The organism is Mesorhizobium comanense (assembly GCF_005503535.1).
Taxonomy (GTDB): Bacteria; Pseudomonadota; Alphaproteobacteria; order Rhizobiales; family Rhizobiaceae; genus Mesorhizobium; species Mesorhizobium comanense.
On record NZ_SCNN01000001.1, the window covers coordinates 43,893 to 63,424 of the forward strand.

Here is a 19,532-nt window from a genome sequence, read left to right on the forward strand (position 1 = left end):
TGCAACGCCTTGTCTCAGCCGTTGGCGAACGGCACGGCGACGTAGATCTGGCTGCCGTCGCGTTCGACCAGCAACAGCACCGACTTGCGGCCGGACTTGCTGGCCTGTGCGATTGCCTGTGTCACCTGCTTGGCGCTCTTCACCGGGGCCTGGTTGACGGCGACGATGATATCGCCGGGCTGGATGCCTGCCGCGGCCGCCGCCTTGTCCGGGTTGACCCGGGCGACCACTGCGCCATGCTCGTTGTCGGCGAGGTTCATCTGCTGGCGGATGTCGGGCGTGATGTCGAGCAGACCGAGGCCGATGGCCGGCGCGCGCGAGCCCTGATCGGCGCTCGGCGTGTCTGAATCACCGGTCGAAGCCGTCTTCACATCGTCGCTGTTGCGCCCGACATCGACGGAGATCTGCATGGCTTTGCCCTTGCGCCACACATCGAGCGATTCCTTGGCGCCGGGAGCGACATCGGCGACAGCCCGCGACAGATCCTTCGGGTCCTTCACGTCCTGTCCGGCAAAAGCCGTGATGACGTCGCCGGTTTCGACGCCGGCGCTGGCGGCGGGCGAGCCGTCATTGACCTGCGACACCAGCGCGCCTCCGGCATGGTCGAGCCCGATGGCGCTCGCCACGTCAGGCGTGACCGGCTGGATCTCGACGCCGAGATAGCCATACTGGATCGAGCCGTCCTTCATCAGCTTGGCGACCACCTTCTGCGCCTGGTCCGACGGGATGGCGAAACCGACGCCGACGCTGCCGCCATTGGGCGAGTAGATCGCCGTATTGATGCCGACGACATTGCCGTTGACATCGACCAGCGGGCCGCCGGAATTGCCGTGGTTGATCGGGGCGTCGATCTGGATGAAATCGTCGAATGGCCCGCTGTGCAGATCGCGGCCGCGGGCTGAAACGATGCCTGATGTGACCGTGGTGCCGATGCCGAACGGATTGCCGATCGCCAGAACCTGGTCGCCGGTCATGAGCTTGTCGGAATCGCCCCACTTGACCGTCGGCAAGGGCTTGTCGGACTTGATCTTCAGCACCGCGAGGTCGTTCTTGGCGTCGCGGCCGACAAGCTTGGCGGGAAGTTCCGTCCCGTCATCGAGCGTCACCTTGATGGACGAGGCGCCGTCGACGACATGGTTGTTGGTGACGATCGTGCCGTCGGCATCGACGATGAAGCCGGAGCCGAGCGCTTCGGCGCGTTGCGCCTGCTGCGGCGGTGTCTGCGGAGCGGGCATGCCCTGGTCGCCGAAGAACTGGCGGAAATACTGGTCGAACGGCGAGTTGCCGAGAGGCATCCCGCTATCGGCGCTTGCCGGCTGCGCCTTCATGATGGTGGTGACGGTCACCACCGCCGGCTTGTCGGCCGCCACGATCGGCGCGAACGAGCCGTTGGGCGCGGTTACACCGGCGACGGGGGTCATGGTCCCGGCCACGGCATGATTGGTCCTGGCGACGGAAAAGGCGACAGGGCTGATGATGAGGGCGGCGCCCAGCAATGCGGCGACGCGATGTCTGCGAAGAATGTTGAGGGATGACATGGTCGTTGTCCGTGCGAGACATTGGGTTTGGCGCCGTGGCCAGTCTGGGTGCGAAACGGCCCATTCGGCGTATCGGCCGTCGCGGCTGCCTGTCTCGCTTCATGCGGCGGCTGCTCGGGTCGATGAAACCGGAATCTAGGACGCGGATGCGGGCGAATTAGGTTTTTTCGATTATATTACAAAGATTTAATTCTTCGCGCCGGGTTGGTAATGTGGCGGACATCAGGACGGTCCCGCCACGGCGATGCTGGCAAAGCTCAGATATCGCCGGCCTGTTCGATGTAAGCCCTTGCAATCTCTCGCATACGGTTGCCGTCGAAGCTCGGCCCATGGCCGCCATGGCCGATCCGTACCGGCAGGTCGAGCAGGCGCTGCATGGTGTTGACATAGGCGCAGCGATCGGAATCCGGCAGGCTGTCGATCAGCGTGTCGTCATAAATGGCGTCGCCGCTGAAGAACAGGCCGTCGCTCTCGTCGAACAGCGCGATCGAATCCGGCGAATGCCCGGGCAGATGCAGCACGCGAAACTGGCGGTCGCCAAGATCGATCACGTCGCCCTCGCCAAGCGTCCTCGTCAGCGGCGCCGGCGGGATCCTGTAGTCGGCCGATTTCCAGCCCGGCGCCGGCAGTTTCGAGACCGCGCCTTCCAGATCGTGGAACATGTAGGCGTAGGTAGCGGCGTCATCCATGCTTTCGAACTGCGCGGCGCTCATGCTTGGGCCCGCTCGCCAAGGGAATTCGTGCAGCGAGCCGACATGATCGAGATGGATATGAGTGGCGACGACCAGCAACGGCTTGCCTTCTGGCGTCGCTATCTCAGGCGCCAGCGGGCAGATGCCCATGCCGGTGTCGACCAGGAGGTCGGCGTCCCGGCCCGTGAGGTGCCAGATGTTGGCGCGAACATAAGAATTCACGAACGGCTCGGTCAGCATCGTCGTCCTGTCGTCGACGATGCACGTGCTGAACCAGTCCTGCATTGCGGTCGCCATCAGACGAATGGCTTCCCGACCTTGTATTTCTCCGGCACCAGCCGCTTGAGATAGGCCATGCCGGCATCGGACAGCTGGTTGACATCGGGCTTCATGAAATTGTCCGGCATGTGGCGCGTCTTGCCGGCGACGTTCTTCAGTGGCACTTTCCTCAGCACCGTCTTGCTGCCGTCATATTGCAGCGCCACCGAGCCGCCGCCCTGTTCGGCGACGGTGACGGCGAAGGCGCCGGCATTGAAGGCTTCCTGCGCATCGACGGCGCTGATGGCGCCGACATAGCCGCGCGGCATATAGCCGAGCGCGTCGACACGCGCCCGCTTGCCCGGCAGCCCCTCGGCCAGAGCGCGCTCAAGCGCCGCCGGCAGGTCGCTGCCCGACAATTTGACGTTGCCGTGCTGGTCGCGTTCCAGCTTTTCCGGCGGCACCAGGCTCTCGACCAGTGCCTTGCCGTCGGCGGTGCTGACGCCTTCCGACACGGCGACGATGCAGCGCTTGTGACGGTCGAGCGTGGCGCGCACATCGTCGATGAAGCCGGCCGCCGAAAACGGCCGCTCCGGCACGTAGACAAGGTGGGGGCCGCTGTCGGGATCGAGCTGCCAGGCGGCGGCCGCCGCCGTCAGAAAGCCGGCGTGCCGCCCCATGACGATGCCGACATAGATGCCGGGCAGGGCGCGGAAATCGAGGTCGACGGAGAGAAAGGCGCCGGCGACGAATTCCGCCGCCGAGATGAAGCCCGGCGTGTGGTCGTTCTCCTCGAGATCGTTGTCGATGGTTTTGGGCGCATGTACGAAGGCGATCTTGCCGCCGGCGGCATCGGTCAGGATCTGCTGCGTGCCCGACGTATCGTTGCCGCCGATATAGATGAAGGCATCGGCGCCCGCCTTCTGCAGTCCCTTGAGGATGACCTCGCAATAGGCGGCGTCCGGCTTGTCGCGCGTCGAGCCCAGCGCCGCGCTCGGCGTTCCCGCGATCAGCCGCAGCCGGTCCTCCGGGATGGCTGAAAGATCGACATAATTACCGTCGCGGATGCCACGCACGCCGTGGATCGAGCCCAGCACCTTGGCACCGGGATGCCGTTTGCGGATTTCGAGCGCGGCGCCGACGACCGTCTGGTTGATGACGGCGGTCGGGCCGCCGCCCTGCGCGATGACGAAAGTTCCGGCCATTCTTCAGGGTCTCCCGGCAGTGGATCTGGCAGGCACATTCGCCTGTCTTGCGGGATCACGCAACGGGAGTTTGGAGCGGCGCCAACACGTCGTGGTCGATCAGACCACGACGACCGGATTTTTCTTCGACACGCGGCTGTAGAGGTCGATGATGTCCTGGTTGATGAGGCGCACGCAGCCCGACGACATCGCCTGGCCGATGCTCCACCATTCGGGCGAGCCGTGGATGCGGTAGCCGGTGTCCCTGCCGTCCTGGTATATATAGAGCGCACGCGCGCCGAGCGGATTGGTGAGGCCGCCCGGCTGGCCACCCTGCCACTTCACCAGTTCCGGCTTGCGCTGGATCATTTCCGGCGGCGGCGTCCAGGTCGGCCATTCCCTGCCGTACTGGATGTTGGCGCGGCCCGACCAGCGGAAACCGTCCTTGCCGATGCCGACGCCGTAGCGGATGGCATCGCCGCCGGGCTGCACGAGATAGAGCATGCGCTCCTTGAGATGCACGACGATGGTGCCGGGCGCCTCGCCCGTGGTGTCGACGACGATCTGGCGGCGGAATTCCGGCTTGACCTTGAGATAAGGCACCTCAGGCACGTTGAAGCCGTTGTCGGTCAATGCCGCGTACATCACGTCGGGGCTGGTGATGTTCTTGTCGACGCTGATTGAGGGGCGGATCGGCCGCACCGAGCCGGTGACCGTATCGTCGAGCTGGAGCGCCGGCAGGTCGCCGCCGCCACCCGAAGTCGAGCAGCCCGCGACGCCGAGCAGGGCCAGCGCGCCGGCCCCGGACAGAACGGCGCGGCGCGAAAGAAGAAGATCGGTTTCGATTGCGTCGCCGTTTCGTGGCGGCGTCGGACCTCGCGGCAACTCACGCATATACCCAAACCCTACGCTGCCGGCGGAAGCACGGTCCGGCCGGATAGCAGGCATTTTCATCATTCATGGTTGATAAAGCGTGAATGCCTTGCCGTGCCTGTGTTTGCGCCTTGCACGGCCATCACGAACGACCGCCGGCCGCCGGGTTCTGCACAAAAACACCTCGGTCAGGTCATAATCCCGGCGCGGCCGTTTCCTAGCTCTCGGGCGATCAGCGAGGGGCCTCCATGTGCAAGACGTTAAAAGCCGACATCACGCTATTTGCTGCCGCCATTGTCGCGGCGGCGACGGTCCTTGGCGCCGATGTCAGCCTGGCCGACATCTTGAGCGCGCTGAGCGCCGCGAACTGACGCCGACCTGCCGCTGGCGTAACTGACGGCGCGGCAATTCCGGGAAAAACCCGCCGCGATCTCCCGACAGGATTTGTTCAAAAGAAAGATTCAGTCTCTTTACATTCTCCCGGACCCAAGGATTTATCCTCTTCTTTGAGCTCAAGGGAGACGAACATGTCCTTCGAAAACTGGGCCGCCTTCACCGCCGCCTCGACCATCCTCCTCATCATCCCGGGTCCGACCATCCTGCTGGTCGTGTCCTATGCGCTGGGTCAGGGCTGGCGCACGGCCCTGCCCATGGCCTTCGGCGTGGCGCTCGGCGACTTCACCGCCATGACGCTGTCGATGCTGGGCATCGGTGCGCTGCTGGCGGCCTCGGCTGGTGTCTTCACCATTCTGAAGCTGATCGGCGCGGGCTATCTGATCTATCTCGGCGTGAAGCTGTTCCGCGCCGGCGGCGCGTTGAGGGCCGAGCCGCGCACCGACGCGGTGTCTTCCGCCAAGATGATGGCGCATGCCTGGCTGGTCACCGCGCTCAATCCGAAAAGCATCACCTTCTTCGTCGCCTTCCTGCCGCAGTTCCTCGACCGGCATGCCGACTTCTGGACGCAGATGCTGATCTTCGAGACGACTTTCCTGGCGCTCGCCTTCGCCAATGCCTTCGGCTACGCGCTGATCGCGGCGCGCGCCCGCAACGTCGTGCGCAACCCCAGGGCGATCCGTATCTTCAACCGCACCGGCGGCACGCTGCTGGTTGGCGCCGGCATTGCCACGGTGGCAATGCGCTCCAGCAGTTGATGTCCTTGCGGCGATATCGGTGGGGTCCGACGGACCTTCACCATTTGACGCTGAAGCCGAGATTGCCTTCGAGAATGCGGCGCCTGTCGCCGCCGAGATTGGTGGTGTAGTCGCCGGTGGCGAAGATGCTGACCTTGTCGGTCACCTTGGCCACCACGCCGCCGCCGAACTCAAACGATGTCGATCTGCTGTCGGTTGAGATATCGGTGCCTTCGAAGTTGACATGGTCGGTGCCGCCGAAATCATGCCAGAGATTGGCCTTGAGATAGGGCTGCAGCGCCACGCCGTTCAGCGCGGTTTCTCCCTGCAGCCTCAGGCCGAGCCTGCCGTTGACGCTGTCGTCGAGGTCGAAGGAGACCGACGAGAACCGGTCCCGGGCATCGTCCAGCGACACGCGCTGCCAGACGAGTTGCGCCTGCGGCTCCAGCGTCCAACCCCGTCCGAGCACGAAGGGATAGCCGCCTTCGAGCGAAGCGGTGACGCCGGTGCCTCTGACGTCGATGCCGATGTCGCGCGATGAGTCTGCCGAGCCGCTGAAGAAAGTCGCCATCAGCACGCCGTCCAGATACCAGCCCTCATGGCCGATCCTGGTCCAGTAGCCGCCGACGCTGGTGCCGCCGAGGTCGATCTTGCCCACCGCGAGATCGTCCTGTCCCAGTGCCTGGCCGCGGACGTTGCCGTTCATGCTGCCATAGGCGACGAACAGGCCGGCCCGATCGATCCCGCCTGACGCTGTTTCCCGGCCAAGGGCGTCGAACCCCGCTTGGAATCCCAACAGCGTGCCGTCGAAGGAGGGGGAAACGGTTCCCGACCAGCCCATCTCGGCATCCTGGCCGAAGATACGGCCCCAGACCGGCTGCAGTTCGGTATCGGATAACAGGCTCTGCTCGCCGCGCCGCTCGTGGAAGGTGCCGAGCGTCGCCATGGCCAGATGATCGGCCACAGGCGGCAAGGCCGAATAGACGGGCACCTCGATGCGGTAGAGCAAGATCGTCTGGCCAGGCGCCGGCGTCGGCAGATACGGCACGGCGGTCGGCACTGCGGGCGGCGGTGGCGGCGGATCAGCCGGCGGCGCGGCCGGCGGCGGCGGTGGCGCTTCGGGAGGGGGATCGCCGGCCTGCACTGGCGGTGTCGGATCGACCGGCGGGTTGTTGATATCCCCATCGGTCGGCGCCAGGACCGGCGGCAAATCGGACGGCGGCGGCGGTGCCTCCGTCTGTGGCGCCACCGGCTCCGGTTGCGGCGTCGGTTCGAGTGCCGGAGGCGCCGCCGCCGGTGTCGCTGGTGTCGTCAGCGTCGAACGCAGATACCAGTTCTCCCCGCTGCCAGCGCTCGCACCGCCTTTGAAGAGATAATATTCGAACGCGCCGGCAGCGACCGGCGCATCCAGGGCGAAGGCGCCGGCGCTTGATGTGGCGCCGTCGATCGCTTGCACCACCATGATGCCGTCGGCCGTGGTCTGCGCACCGGCGCCGCCGGCATTGATCACCGCTATGCCGGTGCTGCCCGAGGCTGTGCCGCCCGACAGCACCAGCCGGTCGGAAGCGGAGTTGTCGTCGCCAAGCTCGGTCTGCAGCAGCAGCAATCCGCCCGTACCGAGATAATTGCCTGATATCGTCAGGCGATCGCTAGCGCCTGTGCTGCCGTTGGTCAGGTCGATGCGGCCGGCATTGACGACTTCGGCCAGTTGCCCTGACGTGAATGCCTGGATGGAACTGTTGAAGCCGCCGCCATAGAGCGTGCTTGCCTTGTCGACAGTCAGCTTTCCGGTACCCGTGCCGCTGTCGCCGAGTACGAGATTGCCGTCCAGGGTCAGCTGGGTGTCGTTGGTGGCATCGATCGTTTCCCAGTTCTGCACCCGGGAGATACCGTCCAGCTTGACGTTGTCGAAGGTCAGCGCGTCGGTGCCAAGCCCGCCATTAAACGCACGGGTGCCGCCGAGATTGGCTTTGGTGAGATTGCTGAGCCTCGCGGTGTCGTTGTCGGCGCCGAGATCGACCGCGCCATAGACGATGCCGCCGCCATTCCAGACGAAAGTGTCGGAGCCGAAACTCATCAGCACATCGCCCCCGACCGTGCCGCCGGATATCGTGACGCTGTCATTGCCGCCGCTGACGCTGATGTTGCCGCCGATCGTGCCGCCCGACAGGATGATGGTGTCCTGGTCGAAACCGGTGACGAGATTGCGGTCGATGGTGCCGCCCGACATGTCGAAATAGTTCTTGTCGAGCTTCATGTTGACCCGGCCGATGCGGCCGCCGGTCATCACGGCATGATCGCCGTCGTCGAAAAAGTCGACGATGCGCCCACCTGTCATCGTGAACGTGTCCAGCCCGTCTCCCTGGTTGAGCGACCCGATCTGGCCGCCGCTCATGTTGAAATCGTCGATCCCGGCGCCCTGCTGGACATTGCCGGTGACGGTTCCGCCGCCGATGGTGAAGAAATCCGGGCCGTCGCCCTGATCGACCGCGCCGGTGATGGCGCCCGACTGCATGTTGATGCGGTCCGAGCCGGCGCCGAAGGTGACGTTGCCGCTCACCTGCCCGGTGCCACCGGCAGGAAAGGTCAGCGTGTTGTCGCCGCTGGTATCGGTGAGGCTTCCGCCCGAATCGCCGCTGTCGCAGGTAAAGGTCGTATTTCCCACCGATGGAACCAGCACGCAGGCCGCCAGGGCCGTGGAATTCGGCAGCAACGCAAACGCTGTAGTTGCAAGCAGGCTAATAAACCACGAATGGGTCTGCGGCAGCCTTCGCCTCAGCAAAGAAATCGAGTCACCAACGTATTCCGAACGTACGTTCGGGTGCTGTAATTCAGGATGCCGCATCGCGTCCCCTCTCAGATCGCGATTACAAGCCCTTCGCCGCGCCGCAATGAAGCCACAATCCGTTCGATTTTACAAAGGCTAATCTGCAATTCATGGTTGATGAACTACAAAATCTACTGGAATGGACCTTATTGGCGCGCGGTTGGCGCGGCTGGGGCCCATGCTTTAAGATCGGTTGAATCGAGGCGCACCGTGCCCATGACGGGCCGATCGAAGGATTTGCATGGCTCTCAAGGATGCATTCGGCCTGACCCTGTCGGGCGTGACGGAAGCGGGGCTTGCGCCCTATGTCCAGGCTGTACGGGAACTGCAGTGCTTCATCGGCGATCCCGTCGGCTCCGTGGATCGCGCCATCGCGCATGCCCCCGGTTTCGTCATGGCGCATGTCTTCAAGGGTTATCTTTTCGGCCTCGCCACCGAACCGGACGCGAGCGCTGTCGCCAGGACCTGTCACGAGGCGGCCTTGCCGCTGGCCGCGACCGCCCGGGAGCAGGCGCATGTCGCGGCTCTTGGCCACCTCGCAAACGGCCATTGGCATGAGGCCTCGGCCATTCTCGAAGCCATAGCGAAGGACCATCCCCTCGACGCCGTCGCGTTGCAGGTCGGCCACCAGATCGATTTCTTCACCGGCAATGCCCGCATGCTGCGCGACCGCATCGGCCGCGCTCTGCCATCCTGGGGCAGCGACATGCCGGGCTACCATGCCATTCTCGGCATGCAGGCCTTCGGCCTGGAGGAGATGGGCGAATACATCAGGGCCGAGAAGCTTGGCCGCACCGCTGTCGAGATAGAACCGCGCGACGGCTGGGCCCAGCATGCCGTCGCGCATGTCATGGAAATGCAAAGCCGGCAAAAGGACGGCATTGCCTGGATGCGCGCCGATCCGGAAGCGTGGACGAGGGAGAGCTTCCTCAAGGTGCATAACTGGTGGCATCTGGCGCTGTTTCACTACGATCTCGGCGAGACCGGTGAGGTATTGGCCCTCTATGACGGACCGATCTACGGCGCCCGGTCGACGTTGGCGCTCAACATGGTCGACGCCTCGGCGATCCTGTGGCGTCTCCATCTTGGCGGCGTCGATGTCGGCGACCGCTGGGCCGCGCTCGCGCAGAACTGGGCGCCCAAGGCCGGGGCCGGCAATTACGCCTTCAACGATGCCCATGCCATGATGGCCTTCGTCGGCGCCGGGCTGGACGCGCCGGCCCGGACATTGCTCGAGACGCAGCGCGAGGCCATGCGCGGCAGCGACGACAACGCCGCCTTCACCCGGGACGTTGGCCATCCCTTGACGCTGGCCATCAAGGCATTCGGCGAAGGCAATTACGTCGAGACCACAAGCTTGATCCGGCCGATCCGGGCGATCGCCAGCCGTTTTGGCGGCAGCCACGCGCAGCGAGACGTCATCGACCTGACGCTGATCGAAGCGGCACTCCGGGCCGGTGACGGCGCGCTGGCGAGGACGCTTGCGGCCGAGCGTTCGGCCGCGCGGCACGACAGTCCGCTTTCGGCACTGTTTTCGCGACGCGCCGCCGATTTGTCAGAGAATTGACCGCAAGCCGATCTTGCCTTAAAAACTGGCTCGGCCAGATTTTTTCGAGATCCGAAAAAAATAAGGACATGGGAGGAAGACATGTATCTCGGCCTCGACCTGGGCACTTCGGGCGTCAAGGCGCTGCTGATCGATGCCGGACAGACCGTCATCGGCTCCGGCCATGGTTCGCTTGACGTTTCGCGGCCGCATCCCGGCTGGTCAGAGCAGGATCCGGGCCATTGGATCCGCGCCTGCGAGGACGCGATCGCCGAATTGAAAGCCTCCCACCCGACGCAGCTTGCCGCCGTGAAGGGCATAGGTCTCTCCGGCCAGATGCATGGCGCGACGCTGCTGGATTCCTCCGACAAGGTGCTGCGCCCCTGCATTCTCTGGAACGACACGCGCAGCCACGTCGAGGCGGCCGCGCTCGATGCCGATCCCCGCTTCCGGAAGCTGACCGGGAACATTGTATTTCCCGGCTTCACCGCACCCAAGCTGGCGTGGGTGAAGAACAACGAGCCTGATGTCTTCGCCAAGGTGGCGAAGGTACTGCTGCCAAAGGACTTCCTGCGGCTTTGGCTCGCCGGCGAATATATTTCGGAAATGTCCGACTCGGCCGGGACATCCTGGCTCGATGTCGGCCAGCGTCGCTGGTCGTCCGATCTGCTGGCCGCCACGTCGCTCGACGAGAAGCAGATGCCGTCGCTGGTCGAAGGCACGGCCAGCGCTGGCGGTCTGCGCGCCGAACTCGCGTCCAAATGGGGCGTCGCGGCCGGCATTCCCGTGGCCGGCGGCGCCGGCGACAATGCGGCTTCCGCTTGCGGCATGGGCACGGTTGGCGCCGGCCATGCTTTCGTCTCGCTGGGCACGTCGGGCGTGCTGTTTGCCGCCAACGCTTCCTATCTGCCCAACCCGGCAAGCGCGGTCCACACTTTCTGCCATGCTTTGCCCGACACCTGGCATCAGATGGGCGTCATCCTGTCGGCCACGGATTCGCTGAACTGGCTGTCTGAGATCACGGGCAAAGGCGCGGGCGAGCTGACCTCGGAGCTCGGCGACACGCTGAAAGCGCCGACCGGCGTGTCCTTCCTTCCCTATCTCTCGGGCGAGCGCACGCCGCACAATGACTCCGCCATTCGCGGCTCCTTTACCGGCCTGGCGCATGAGTCGGGCCGTGCCGTGCTGACGCAAGCCGTGCTCGAAGGTGTCGCCTTCGCCTTCCGCGACAGTCTGGAGGCGTTGAAGACAGCCGGCACGGACCTGACGCGCGTGACCGCGATCGGCGGCGGCTCGCGCTCGCGCTACTGGCTGAAGGCGATCGCCACCGCGTTGCAGGTGCCGGTGGATATTCCCGCCGACGGTGATTTCGGCGCTGCCTTCGGTGCGGCGCGGCTGGGGTTGATCGCGGCGACGGGGGCGGATCCGCTGGCCGTGTGCTCGGCGCCTCGGACGGATGCGACGGTGGAGCCGGATGCCAAGCTTGGTGGGGCGTATGCGGACGCCTATCAGCGCTATCGGGCGCTCTATCCGGCCATAAAGGGCGTGACCGCGTGAGTCTGCGCGAGGCACCCCCCTCTGCCCTGCCGGGCATCTCCCCCGCAAGGGGGGAGATCGGCAGCTTGGGCGCCCCGCTCATTGCTGTAACATGTGGGATTGGCGAAAGCCTGTGCGACAGCCAATCTCCCCCCTTGCGGGGGAGATGGCCGGCAGGCCAGAGGGGGGTGCCTCGCACCGCCCTTACCCAGCTAGCCTCACTGCGCCGGCACCTTGTCCAGAAACCCGGTGATGCTCTTCAGGCGGCCGTTCTCGATGATGCCGATATCCGTGCCTTCGATAACGGACGGGACACCCTCAGGCCCGAGATTCCACGAGAAGCGGATCTTGTCGGCGAAGCCGTCCGGCGTGCCCTTCAGCGAGAACCGGAAGCCGGCAAAGCGTTGCTGCACGCCGTCGATCAGTGCCGCGACACCCTCGTGGCCGTCGCCCTGCATGAGCGGATCGCGATAGCTGACGTCTTCGGTGAAGGTAGCCTTGAGCAATTCGGCGCGGCGGCCGGCATCGCTTTCGTTCCAGGCGGTGATGTAGCCCTGTGCGATCTTGTTGAGGTCGGTCATGGTCTGTCTCCTGTTCTGAGTGGCTTTGACACGACCCTTTTCACCCCGAGCAAGAGCGAAACCAATTACGCCTGAGGTAATCAGGCGCGACTATTTGGAGAGGAAAAAGCGATGAGCAGCGGATTTTTCGGCGATATCCAGAAGATCAAGTATGAGGGGCCGGATTCGACCAATCCGCTGGCCTACCGGTTCTACAATCCCGACGAGGTGGTGGCCGGCAAGCGGCTGGAGGACCATCTGCGCTTCGCCGTCGCCTACTGGCACTCCTTCGCCTGGCCGGGCGGCGATCCGTTCGGTGGCCAGACCTTCGACCGTCCCTGGTTTCCCAAGGCCGGCGGCGTCGACACGATGGAATTGGCGAAGCTGAAGGCCGACGTCGCCTTCGAGATGTTCTCGCTGCTCGGCGCGCCCTATTTCTGTTTCCACGACGCCGATGTGCGGCCGGAGGGCAAGGATTTTTCCGAGAGTGCCGCCCGGCTCGACGAAATCGCCGACTATTTTGCCGGCAAGATGAAGCAGACCGGCGTCAAGCTGCTTTGGGGCACGGCCAACCTGTTCTCGCACCGCCGCTTCATGTCGGGCGCCGCCACCAATCCCGATCCGGACGTCTTTGCCTATGCGGCGGCGACGGTGAAGAGCTGCATCGACGTCACCAAGCGGCTGAAGGGTGAGAACTATGTGCTGTGGGGTGGGCGAGAGGGCTACGAGACGCTGCTCAACACCGACCTTGCCCGAGAGCAGGAACAGGCCGGCCGCTTCCTCAACCTCGTCGTCGACTACAAGCACAAGATCGGCTTCAAGGGCACGATCCTGATCGAGCCGAAGCCGCAAGAGCCGACCAAACATCAGTATGATTACGATGTCGCCACGGTGTATGGTTTCCTCAAGCGTTTCGGCCTGGAGAAGGAAGTGAAACTCAACATCGAGCAGGGGCACGCCATCCTGGCCGGCCATTCGTTCGAGCATGAACTGGCTTTGGCCAACGCGCTTGGCATCTTCGGCTCGATCGACATGAACCGCAACGACTACCAGTCGGGCTGGGACACCGACCAGTTCCCCAACAATGTGCCGGAGATGGCGCTGGCCTACTACCAGGTCCTGCAGGCAGGCGGCTTCAAGACCGGCGGCACCAATTTCGACGCCAAGCTGCGCCGCCAGTCGCTCGACCCGCAGGATCTTCTGATCGGCCATATCGGCGGCATGGATTCCTGCGCGCGCGGTCTCAAGGCAGCGGCAAGGATGGTCGAGGACAAGGCGCTGTCGGCACCGCTCGCCGAGCGCTATGCCGGCTGGAACAGCACCGAGGCGAAGGCCATGCTGTCGGGCAAGCGCACGCTGGAGGACATCGCCGAGCGCGTGGTGAAAAAGAAGATCGAGCCGCAGCCGCGCTCCGGCCGCCAGGAGCTGCTCGAAAACATCGTCAACAGATACGTCTGACGGCGGACGCGGTATCTGGCCCTATATCTGCTTGGGGTGGCCGAAAGCCACCCTGGCTCCGCTCTGCTAAGCAAAAAGTGTTCTTTGCCTGGCCAAAGGACACTTCTATGCTGGAGTGGAGACAGAAATGCCAAAAGCGCAGATTATCGTGCGCCCCGCGCAGGCCGGTGATATCCCGGCGCTAAAGCAGGTGTTGCAGGAAACCTTCGAGGGCACCTGGCTGCCGCACGTCACCGACGCGTCGGCAAAGCGCTATGTCGAGAACGATATTGGCGGGCGCTATGTCGAGGAAAGCTGGCCGCAGTTCACGGTCGCCGAAATCGATGGTGATGTCGCCGGCATGATCCACTGGCGCGGCGACTTCATCGAGGCGGTGCATGTCAGGGCAGGCCATCAGGGCCAGGGTATCGGCCACAGGCTGCTCTCGCATGCCGAACAGGCCATCGCCACTGCCGGTTTCGCCCAGGCACGGCTCGAGACCGATACGTTCAACGAGCGCGCCCGGAATGTTTACAAGGCGGTCGGCTATGTCGAGAAGGACCGTTATCCTGACGATGAATGGGACAGCGGCTTCACCACGGTTCTCTTGGTCAAGCAACTCGGCTGATCGAGGCTGATTCGGCGGCTCGCGCCGGGAATGGCTTTGCGTCGAAGGGTGTGAGGGACGACAAGGTTTTGCCCCTTGCCGCCCCTCAATGACCTCGCTCTTGCCTTCAAACTGCCGTCACGTATCTCGTATAAAGACGATGCGTGGCGGGAGAGGAAGAAGGAGGCGAACCGATGCAGAACGAACGTGAAATCGACGCCCTGCTCTCACCTGAAGCGGCCGGGTCGATCATCGACCGGCTGATGGCGATGCCGCATCCGAAGGACGGCGCCCGCCGGCTGAACGAATGGGATCGTGCCGTTGCCAGCCGTTTCGAGACTCATCTCGCCAGGCAGATGCGCTCGCAGATCGACGCCGGCTCGGACCGTCAGAACGCTGCCTGATATCCCATATCTGCGCATGCCGCGACAGCGATGCGCGATCAGCCTCGGCGCAGCCTGACCGGCGCTTCGCCGAAAGCCCTTGAGAAAGCCCTTGAAAACGCCGCGGCGGACGAAAATCCGGTCCGCCCGGCAATATCGGCCATCGCCACCCTGGTATCGACCACCAGGCGCCGCGCCGCGCCGAGGCGAAGCCTGAGATAGTAGGCGCCCGGCGTCTCGCCGATCGACTTGCGAAAGATGCTCTCCAGCGTGCGGGCGGTGACGCCGGCGCGTTTTGCCACGGCAGCTATGGTCAGCGGCTGGTCGACATGCGATTCCATCAGCCGGATGGCCTGTGCCAGGCGCGGATCATAGCCGTCGAGCCGGCCGAGCGAGACCAGCGGCTGGGCGTCGGTCGCCGCACGCGCCTGATCGTAGATGAACACGCTGGCGACATCGAGCGCGGTCGCCATGCCGAGCCGCGTGCGCACGAGATGCAGCATCAGGTCGAAGGTCGGCGAAGCGCCGCCGCAGGTGAAGACCGGCCCGTCGATGACATAGCGGTCCGGTCGCACGTCGACGCCCGGGAAGGCGGCGGAAAAATCCTCCATGTCCTCCCAATGGGTGGTGGCGCTGCGGCCTTCCAGCAGTCCCGCACGCGCAACCAGCCATGTGCCGGCCTCGACGCCGCCGCAGGCGCGGGCCGCTCGCGCCGCTCTTCGCAACCCTGAAAGCAGGGCCGACGTGGCGTAGTTCTGGGTGCCGAATCCGGCGACGACGACCAGGATGTCGGTTGGCTCGGTCGCGTCGAAACGACCGCTGACCGCGACGGGCAGGCCGCAAGTGGTGATCGGTGCTTCGCCGGTCACGGAGACCAGCTTGAAATCGAAGAGTGTCTCGCCGGAGATACGATTTGCGGCGCGCAGGGGATCGACAGCCGATGCGACGCACATGATGGACGAGCCGGAAAACACCAGGAACGTCACCTTGAGTGTCTCGCGTTCGGCACGAAACACCGATCTTTCGCTTTTAATCATATCACCTTCGTAAAACGTAAAGCAGCCTCGATCAAGTCGAGCGATGCTGGGTGCCTGTTTCGATCGGGAGGAGAATTCCATGCCGCTTGCGATGAACCGCGAGGTCTTCATTACCTGTGCCGTCACCGGATCCGGCGGCACCCAGGACCGCAGCCCGCATGTGCCGCGCTCGCCCAAGCAGATCGCCGATTCGGCCATCGACGCAGCCAAGGCCGGTGCCGCGATCGTCCACTGCCATGTGCGCGACCCCGAGACCGGCAAGCCACGCCGCGACGTCCATCTCTACCGCGAGGTGACCGAGCGCATCCGCGCGGCGGAAGTCGACGTGATCCTGAACCTCACCGCCGGCATGGGCGGCGACATGGTGTTCGGCTCGCCCGAGGCGCCGCTGCCGCTCAACGAGAAAGGCACCGACATGGGCGGCGCCAGCAACCGCATGGAGCATGTGCGCCAGTGCCTGCCGGAAATCTGCACGCTCGATTGCGGTACGATGAACTTCGCCGAGGCCGACTATGTCATGACCAACACGCCCGGCATGCTGCGAGCCATGGGCGGCATGATGACGGCGCTGGGCGTCAAGCCCGAGATCGAGGCCTTCGACACCGGCCATCTCTGGTTCGCCAAGCAGCTTGTCGAGGAAAAGGTCCTGAACGCCGACGCGCTGGTGCAGCTTTGCATGGGCGTGCCGTGGGGCGCGCCGGACGACCTCAACACTTTCATGGCGATGGTCAACAACGTGCCGTCGACCTGGAACTGGTCGGCCTTCTCGATCGGCCGCAACCAGATGGCCTACGCCGCGGCGGCGGTGCTGGCCGGCGGCAATGTCCGCGTCGGACTGGAAGACAATCTGTGGCTCGACAAGGGCGTTCTGGCCACCAACGCGCAGCTCGTCGAACGCGCCGCCAGCATCGTCACCAATCTCGGCGCCAGGGTCATCGGGCCGGAGGAAGTGCGCAAGAAGCTGAACCTGACCAAGCGGGCGCCGATCGCAGCGTGATCTTGGGGAGTCTGAGATGACCACCGTCAAATTCACCGCGATGAAGGATGGCGACAAGGAAGACTACGAATTCCTGACCGCCCATGAGATCGACTATGCCGCCAGGACCGGCGATCGTCTGCTGGATGCGCTTGTCCAGCTCGACGAGGGCCTGTCGGGTTACAAGATCACCCGGCTCGGACATTCCCTGCAGGCGGCGACGCGCGCCTGGCGCGACGGTGCCGATACGGACTGGATCGCCTGCGCCCTGCTGCACGACATTGGCGACATCTACGCGCCTTACAATCATGACGAATACGCCGCCTCGATCCTGAAGCCCTTCGTGCGCGAGCAGTGCACCTGGGTGGTGGAGAAGCACGGCGATTTCCAGCGCCTCTATTACGCGCATCACCTTGGCGGCAATCGCCATGCCCGCGAACGCTTTGCCGGCCATGCCTATTTCGACGACTGCGACCAGTTCTGCGAGCGCTGGGACCAGTCGAGCTTCGATCCAGGCTACGAGACGCTGCCGATCGAGTTCTTTCGGCCGTTCGTCCTCGAAGTCTTCGCTCGCAAGGCCTACGACCCGGCCGTGATCCGCGCCGGCGAGCGCGTGCCCCTCATCGATCCCCAGACAGCCAGCAAGAGAACCGGAGCTTCCGCATGAGCATCATCAACAAGGCAGCCGCCATCGGCGGCGGTGTCATCGGCGCCGGCTGGGTTGCACGCCTGCTGCTCAACGGCATCGATGTGTCGATCTTCGATCCGGATCCCGAGGCCTCGCGCAAGGTTTCGGAAGTGATGAAGGGCGCGCGCCGCGCCTACAAGCAGATGGTGCCGGGCGGCCTGCCCAAGGAAGGCAAGCTGACCTTCGCCAAGACCATCGCCGAGGCGGTGGCCGATGCCGACTTCATCCAGGAAAGCGTGCCGGAAAGGCTTGACCTCAAGCACAAGGTGCTGGCCGAGATCGACACCCATGCCCCGGCCAACGCCATCGTCGGCTCCTCCACCTCCGGCATCAAGCCGACCGACATGCAGGTGGCGATGAAGAAGCATCCGGAGCGGCTGGTCGTCGGCCATCCGTTCAATCCGGTCTATCTGCTGCCGCTGGTCGAGATCGTCGCCGGCGACCAGACTTTCCCCGAAGCGGTGGAAGTCGCCAAGGAGATCTATGCTTCGATCGGCATGAAGCCTGTCGTCATCCGCAAGGAGATCGAGGCCTTCGTCGGCGACCGCCTGCTGGAAGCGGCGTGGCGCGAGGCGCTGTGGCTGATCAAGGACGGCATCTGCACGGTCGAGGAGCTCGACGACATCATGCGCTATGGCTTCGGCCTGCGCTGGGCGCAGATGGGCATGTTCCAGGTCTACCGTGTCGCCGGCGGCGAGGCGGGAATGCGCCACTTCATGGCCCAGTTCGGCCCTTGCCTGAAATGGCCGTGGACCAAGCTGATGGACGTGCCGGAATTCAACGACGAACTGGTCGACCTGATCGCCACCCAGTCGGACGACCAGGCGCACGGCCTGTCGATCCGCGAGCTGGAAAAGATCCGCGACGACAATCTGGTCGCGATCATGGACGCGCTGTCGAAGCAGAACAAGGGCAAGGGCTGGGGCGCCGGCGCGCTGCACAAGGACTACACCAAGCAGCTCGCCAAGCTGGCGGCGAAGAAGCCCGTGGCTTCCAAGGCGGCCGAGAAGGCCAAGGCATCGAAGCCGGTGAAGAAGGCCGACAAGGCTGAAAAGCCGAAGAAAAAGAAGAAAGGCTGAGACCATGGATTTCGGTCTTTCTGAGGAACAAAAACTCATCGTCGAGACGACGCGCGCCTTCGTCGAGAACGAGCTCTATCCGCATGAACGCGAGGTCGAGCGCACCGGCGTGCTGCGCCGCGACCTGATCGAGGAGCTCAAGGCCAAGGCGATCGAGGCAGGGCTTTATGCCGCCAACATGCCGGCGGATGTCGGCGGCGCCGGCCTCGATACGGTGACCTGGCTGCTCTACGAAAAGGAACTCGGCCGCGCCAACTACGCACTGCACTGGACCTGCGTGGCGCGCCCCTCCAACATTCTTTTGGCCGGCACGCCGGAGCAGCGCGAGAAATATCTGTTCCCTTGCATCCGCGGCGAGAAGTGGGATTGCCTGGCCATGACAGAGCCGGGCGCCGGCTCCGACCTGCGCGGCATGAAGGCATCGGCGGTGCAGGACGGCGACGACTGGGTTCTGAACGGCACCAAGCATTTCATCAGCCATGCCGATCTCGCCGATTTCGCCATCGTCTTCATGGCCTCGGGCGAGGAAGAGACGCCGCGTGGAAAGCGCAAGAAGATCACCGCCTTCTTCATCGACAAGGGCACCAAGGGTTTTTCGGTGCGCGAGGGTTATCGCAACGTCTCGCATCGGGGCTACACCAACGCCATCCTGGAATTCGACGACTGCCGGCTGCCGGCGAGCCAGGTGCTTGGCGAGGTGCACAAGGGTTTCGACGTCGCCAATTCCTGGCTCGGCGCCACGCGCCTGCAGGTCGGCGCAACCTGTCTCGGCCGTGCCGAGCGGGCGCTCGGCCATGCCATCGAATATGCCGCGCAGCGCCAGCAGTTCGGCCAGCAGATCGGCAAGTTCCAGGGCGTGTCGTTCAAGCTCGCCGACATGGCGACGGAACTCAAGGCCGCCGACCTGATGGTCTTCGAAGCCGGCTGGAAGTACGATCAGGGGACCGTCACCGACCAGGACATGGCGATGGCAAAGCTCAAGGCCACCGAAATGCTGGCTTATGTTGCCGACGAGGCCATCCAGATTCATGGCGGCATGGGGTTGATGGACGACCTGCCGCTGGAGCGCATCTGGCGCGACGCCCGTGTCGAGCGCATCTGGGAAGGCACGTCGGAGATTCAACGACATATTATTTCGCGGGCGCTGCTGCGTCCGTTCGGCGCATAGAGCATGATCCGGG

18 protein-coding genes are annotated in these 19,532 nt (G+C 64.4%); 11 read left to right on the plus strand and 7 right to left on the minus strand.

Annotation, left to right across the window (positions count from 1 at the left end):
* Window positions 1-14: 14 nt before the first annotated feature.
* From FFS37_RS00240 to FFS37_RS00255, 4 genes are all read right to left on the minus strand, one after another.
* Window positions 15-1,538, minus strand: a complete 1,524-nt coding sequence (locus FFS37_RS00240) for a DegQ family serine endoprotease (RefSeq protein ID WP_137928929.1) — start codon at window positions 1,536-1,538, stop codon at window positions 15-17.
* Between the two features lie 257 nt (window positions 1,539-1,795).
* Window positions 1,796-2,515, minus strand: coding sequence for an MBL fold metallo-hydrolase (locus FFS37_RS00245; protein WP_137929688.1), 720 nt, complete (start codon window positions 2,513-2,515; stop codon window positions 1,796-1,798).
* Window positions 2,516-2,526: 11 nt separating this feature from the next.
* On the minus strand, window positions 2,527-3,693 hold the full coding sequence (locus tag FFS37_RS00250; protein ID WP_137928930.1) for a diphosphate--fructose-6-phosphate 1-phosphotransferase: 1,167 nt from the start codon (window positions 3,691-3,693) through the stop codon (window positions 2,527-2,529).
* A 99-nt stretch (window positions 3,694-3,792) separates the two neighbouring features.
* The gene (locus FFS37_RS00255) at window positions 3,793-4,566 is read right to left on the minus strand and encodes a L,D-transpeptidase (RefSeq protein WP_137928931.1); all 774 of its coding nucleotides are present in this window, start codon (window positions 4,564-4,566) and stop codon (window positions 3,793-3,795) included.
* A 227-nt stretch (window positions 4,567-4,793) separates the two neighbouring features.
* Between FFS37_RS00255 and FFS37_RS36425 the strand changes: the two genes are divergently transcribed.
* Window positions 4,794-4,916 carry a hypothetical protein gene (locus tag FFS37_RS36425; RefSeq protein ID WP_137928932.1) on the plus strand — a complete coding sequence of 41 codons (123 nt, stop codon included), beginning with the start codon at window positions 4,794-4,796 and terminating at the stop codon, window positions 4,914-4,916.
* Between the two features lie 156 nt (window positions 4,917-5,072).
* The gene (locus FFS37_RS00265) at window positions 5,073-5,696 is read left to right on the plus strand and encodes a LysE family translocator (RefSeq protein ID WP_137928933.1); all 624 of its coding nucleotides are present in this window, start codon (window positions 5,073-5,075) and stop codon (window positions 5,694-5,696) included.
* 37 nt (window positions 5,697-5,733) lie between these two features.
* Here FFS37_RS00265 and FFS37_RS00270 read toward each other — a convergent pair whose 3' ends face one another.
* Window positions 5,734-8,520, minus strand: a complete 2,787-nt coding sequence (locus FFS37_RS00270; protein ID WP_137928934.1) for an autotransporter family protein — start codon at window positions 8,518-8,520, stop codon at window positions 5,734-5,736.
* 223 nt (window positions 8,521-8,743) lie between these two features.
* Between FFS37_RS00270 and FFS37_RS00275 the strand changes: the two genes are divergently transcribed.
* Complete coding sequence (locus FFS37_RS00275) at window positions 8,744-10,069, plus strand: tetratricopeptide repeat protein (RefSeq protein ID WP_137928935.1); 1,326 nt, start codon at window positions 8,744-8,746, stop codon at window positions 10,067-10,069.
* An 81-nt stretch (window positions 10,070-10,150) separates the two neighbouring features.
* Window positions 10,151-11,605: a xylulokinase gene (gene xylB, locus FFS37_RS00280; protein WP_137928936.1), complete on the plus strand. Its 1,455-nt coding sequence runs from the start codon at window positions 10,151-10,153 to the stop codon at window positions 11,603-11,605.
* 197 nt (window positions 11,606-11,802) lie between these two features.
* Here the strand turns inward: xylB and FFS37_RS00290 are convergent, their stop codons facing one another.
* Window positions 11,803-12,165, minus strand: coding sequence for a nuclear transport factor 2 family protein (locus tag FFS37_RS00290; RefSeq protein WP_137928937.1), 363 nt, complete (start codon window positions 12,163-12,165; stop codon window positions 11,803-11,805).
* Between the two features lie 111 nt (window positions 12,166-12,276).
* On the opposite strand from FFS37_RS00290, the gene xylA reads away from it, so the two are divergent.
* The 3 genes from xylA to FFS37_RS00305 all read left to right on the plus strand — a co-directional run bounded on the left by xylA (window position 12,277) and on the right by FFS37_RS00305 (window position 14,592).
* A complete protein-coding gene (xylA, locus tag FFS37_RS00295) occupies window positions 12,277-13,602 on the plus strand; it encodes a xylose isomerase (RefSeq protein WP_137928938.1) in 1,326 nt (441 codons plus the stop codon).
* Window positions 13,603-13,729: 127 nt separating this feature from the next.
* Window positions 13,730-14,209, plus strand: a complete 480-nt coding sequence (locus FFS37_RS00300) for a GNAT family N-acetyltransferase (protein ID WP_137928939.1) — start codon at window positions 13,730-13,732, stop codon at window positions 14,207-14,209.
* A gap of 173 nt (window positions 14,210-14,382) precedes the next feature.
* On the plus strand, window positions 14,383-14,592 hold the full coding sequence (locus FFS37_RS00305; RefSeq protein ID WP_137928940.1) for a hypothetical protein: 210 nt from the start codon (window positions 14,383-14,385) through the stop codon (window positions 14,590-14,592).
* A gap of 38 nt (window positions 14,593-14,630) precedes the next feature.
* Here FFS37_RS00305 and FFS37_RS00310 read toward each other — a convergent pair whose 3' ends face one another.
* Window positions 14,631-15,608, minus strand: coding sequence for a GlxA family transcriptional regulator (locus FFS37_RS00310; RefSeq protein ID WP_137928941.1), 978 nt, complete (start codon window positions 15,606-15,608; stop codon window positions 14,631-14,633).
* Between the two features lie 79 nt (window positions 15,609-15,687).
* Here FFS37_RS00310 and FFS37_RS00315 point away from each other — a divergent pair, with 79 nt between their 5' ends.
* From FFS37_RS00315 to FFS37_RS00330, 4 genes are read left to right on the plus strand one after another with little or no spacing between them, the layout of a single operon-like run.
* Window positions 15,688-16,605: a BKACE family enzyme gene (locus tag FFS37_RS00315; RefSeq protein WP_137928942.1), complete on the plus strand. Its 918-nt coding sequence runs from the start codon at window positions 15,688-15,690 to the stop codon at window positions 16,603-16,605.
* A gap of 16 nt (window positions 16,606-16,621) precedes the next feature.
* Window positions 16,622-17,251, plus strand: coding sequence for an HD domain-containing protein (locus tag FFS37_RS00320; RefSeq protein WP_137928943.1), 630 nt, complete (start codon window positions 16,622-16,624; stop codon window positions 17,249-17,251).
* Window positions 17,248-18,351 carry a carnitine 3-dehydrogenase gene (locus FFS37_RS00325; protein WP_137928944.1) on the plus strand — a complete coding sequence of 368 codons (1,104 nt, stop codon included), beginning with the start codon at window positions 17,248-17,250 and terminating at the stop codon, window positions 18,349-18,351. Before FFS37_RS00320 ends, FFS37_RS00325 begins: the two co-directional genes overlap by 4 nt.
* A gap of 4 nt (window positions 18,352-18,355) precedes the next feature.
* Entirely contained in the window at window positions 18,356-19,519 is a 1,164-nt protein-coding gene (locus tag FFS37_RS00330; RefSeq protein ID WP_137928945.1) for an acyl-CoA dehydrogenase family protein, read from the plus strand.
* The last annotated feature ends 13 nt before the right edge of the window (window positions 19,520-19,532 follow it).

Coding starts and splice junctions, on each gene's coding strand:
- FFS37_RS00240 (WP_137928929.1), bottom strand. CDS start 1,538: ATGTCATCCCTCAACATTCTTCGCAGACATCGCGTCGCCGCATTGCTG.
- FFS37_RS00245 (WP_137929688.1), bottom strand. CDS start 2,515: ATGCAGGACTGGTTCAGCACGTGCATCGTCGACGACAGGACGACGATG.
- FFS37_RS00250 (WP_137928930.1), bottom strand. CDS start 3,693: ATGGCCGGAACTTTCGTCATCGCGCAGGGCGGCGGCCCGACCGCCGTC.
- FFS37_RS00255 (WP_137928931.1), bottom strand. CDS start 4,566: ATGCGTGAGTTGCCGCGAGGTCCGACGCCGCCACGAAACGGCGACGCA.
- FFS37_RS36425 (WP_137928932.1), top strand. CDS start 4,794: ATGTGCAAGACGTTAAAAGCCGACATCACGCTATTTGCTGCCGCCATT.
- FFS37_RS00265 (WP_137928933.1), top strand. CDS start 5,073: ATGTCCTTCGAAAACTGGGCCGCCTTCACCGCCGCCTCGACCATCCTC.
- FFS37_RS00270 (WP_137928934.1), bottom strand. CDS start 8,520: ATGCGGCATCCTGAATTACAGCACCCGAACGTACGTTCGGAATACGTT.
- FFS37_RS00275 (WP_137928935.1), top strand. CDS start 8,744: ATGGCTCTCAAGGATGCATTCGGCCTGACCCTGTCGGGCGTGACGGAA.
- xylB (WP_137928936.1), top strand. CDS start 10,151: ATGTATCTCGGCCTCGACCTGGGCACTTCGGGCGTCAAGGCGCTGCTG.
- FFS37_RS00290 (WP_137928937.1), bottom strand. CDS start 12,165: ATGACCGACCTCAACAAGATCGCACAGGGCTACATCACCGCCTGGAAC.
- xylA (WP_137928938.1), top strand. CDS start 12,277: ATGAGCAGCGGATTTTTCGGCGATATCCAGAAGATCAAGTATGAGGGG.
- FFS37_RS00300 (WP_137928939.1), top strand. CDS start 13,730: ATGCCAAAAGCGCAGATTATCGTGCGCCCCGCGCAGGCCGGTGATATC.
- FFS37_RS00305 (WP_137928940.1), top strand. CDS start 14,383: ATGCAGAACGAACGTGAAATCGACGCCCTGCTCTCACCTGAAGCGGCC.
- FFS37_RS00310 (WP_137928941.1), bottom strand. CDS start 15,608: ATGATTAAAAGCGAAAGATCGGTGTTTCGTGCCGAACGCGAGACACTC.
- FFS37_RS00315 (WP_137928942.1), top strand. CDS start 15,688: ATGCCGCTTGCGATGAACCGCGAGGTCTTCATTACCTGTGCCGTCACC.
- FFS37_RS00320 (WP_137928943.1), top strand. CDS start 16,622: ATGACCACCGTCAAATTCACCGCGATGAAGGATGGCGACAAGGAAGAC.
- FFS37_RS00325 (WP_137928944.1), top strand. CDS start 17,248: ATGAGCATCATCAACAAGGCAGCCGCCATCGGCGGCGGTGTCATCGGC.
- FFS37_RS00330 (WP_137928945.1), top strand. CDS start 18,356: ATGGATTTCGGTCTTTCTGAGGAACAAAAACTCATCGTCGAGACGACG.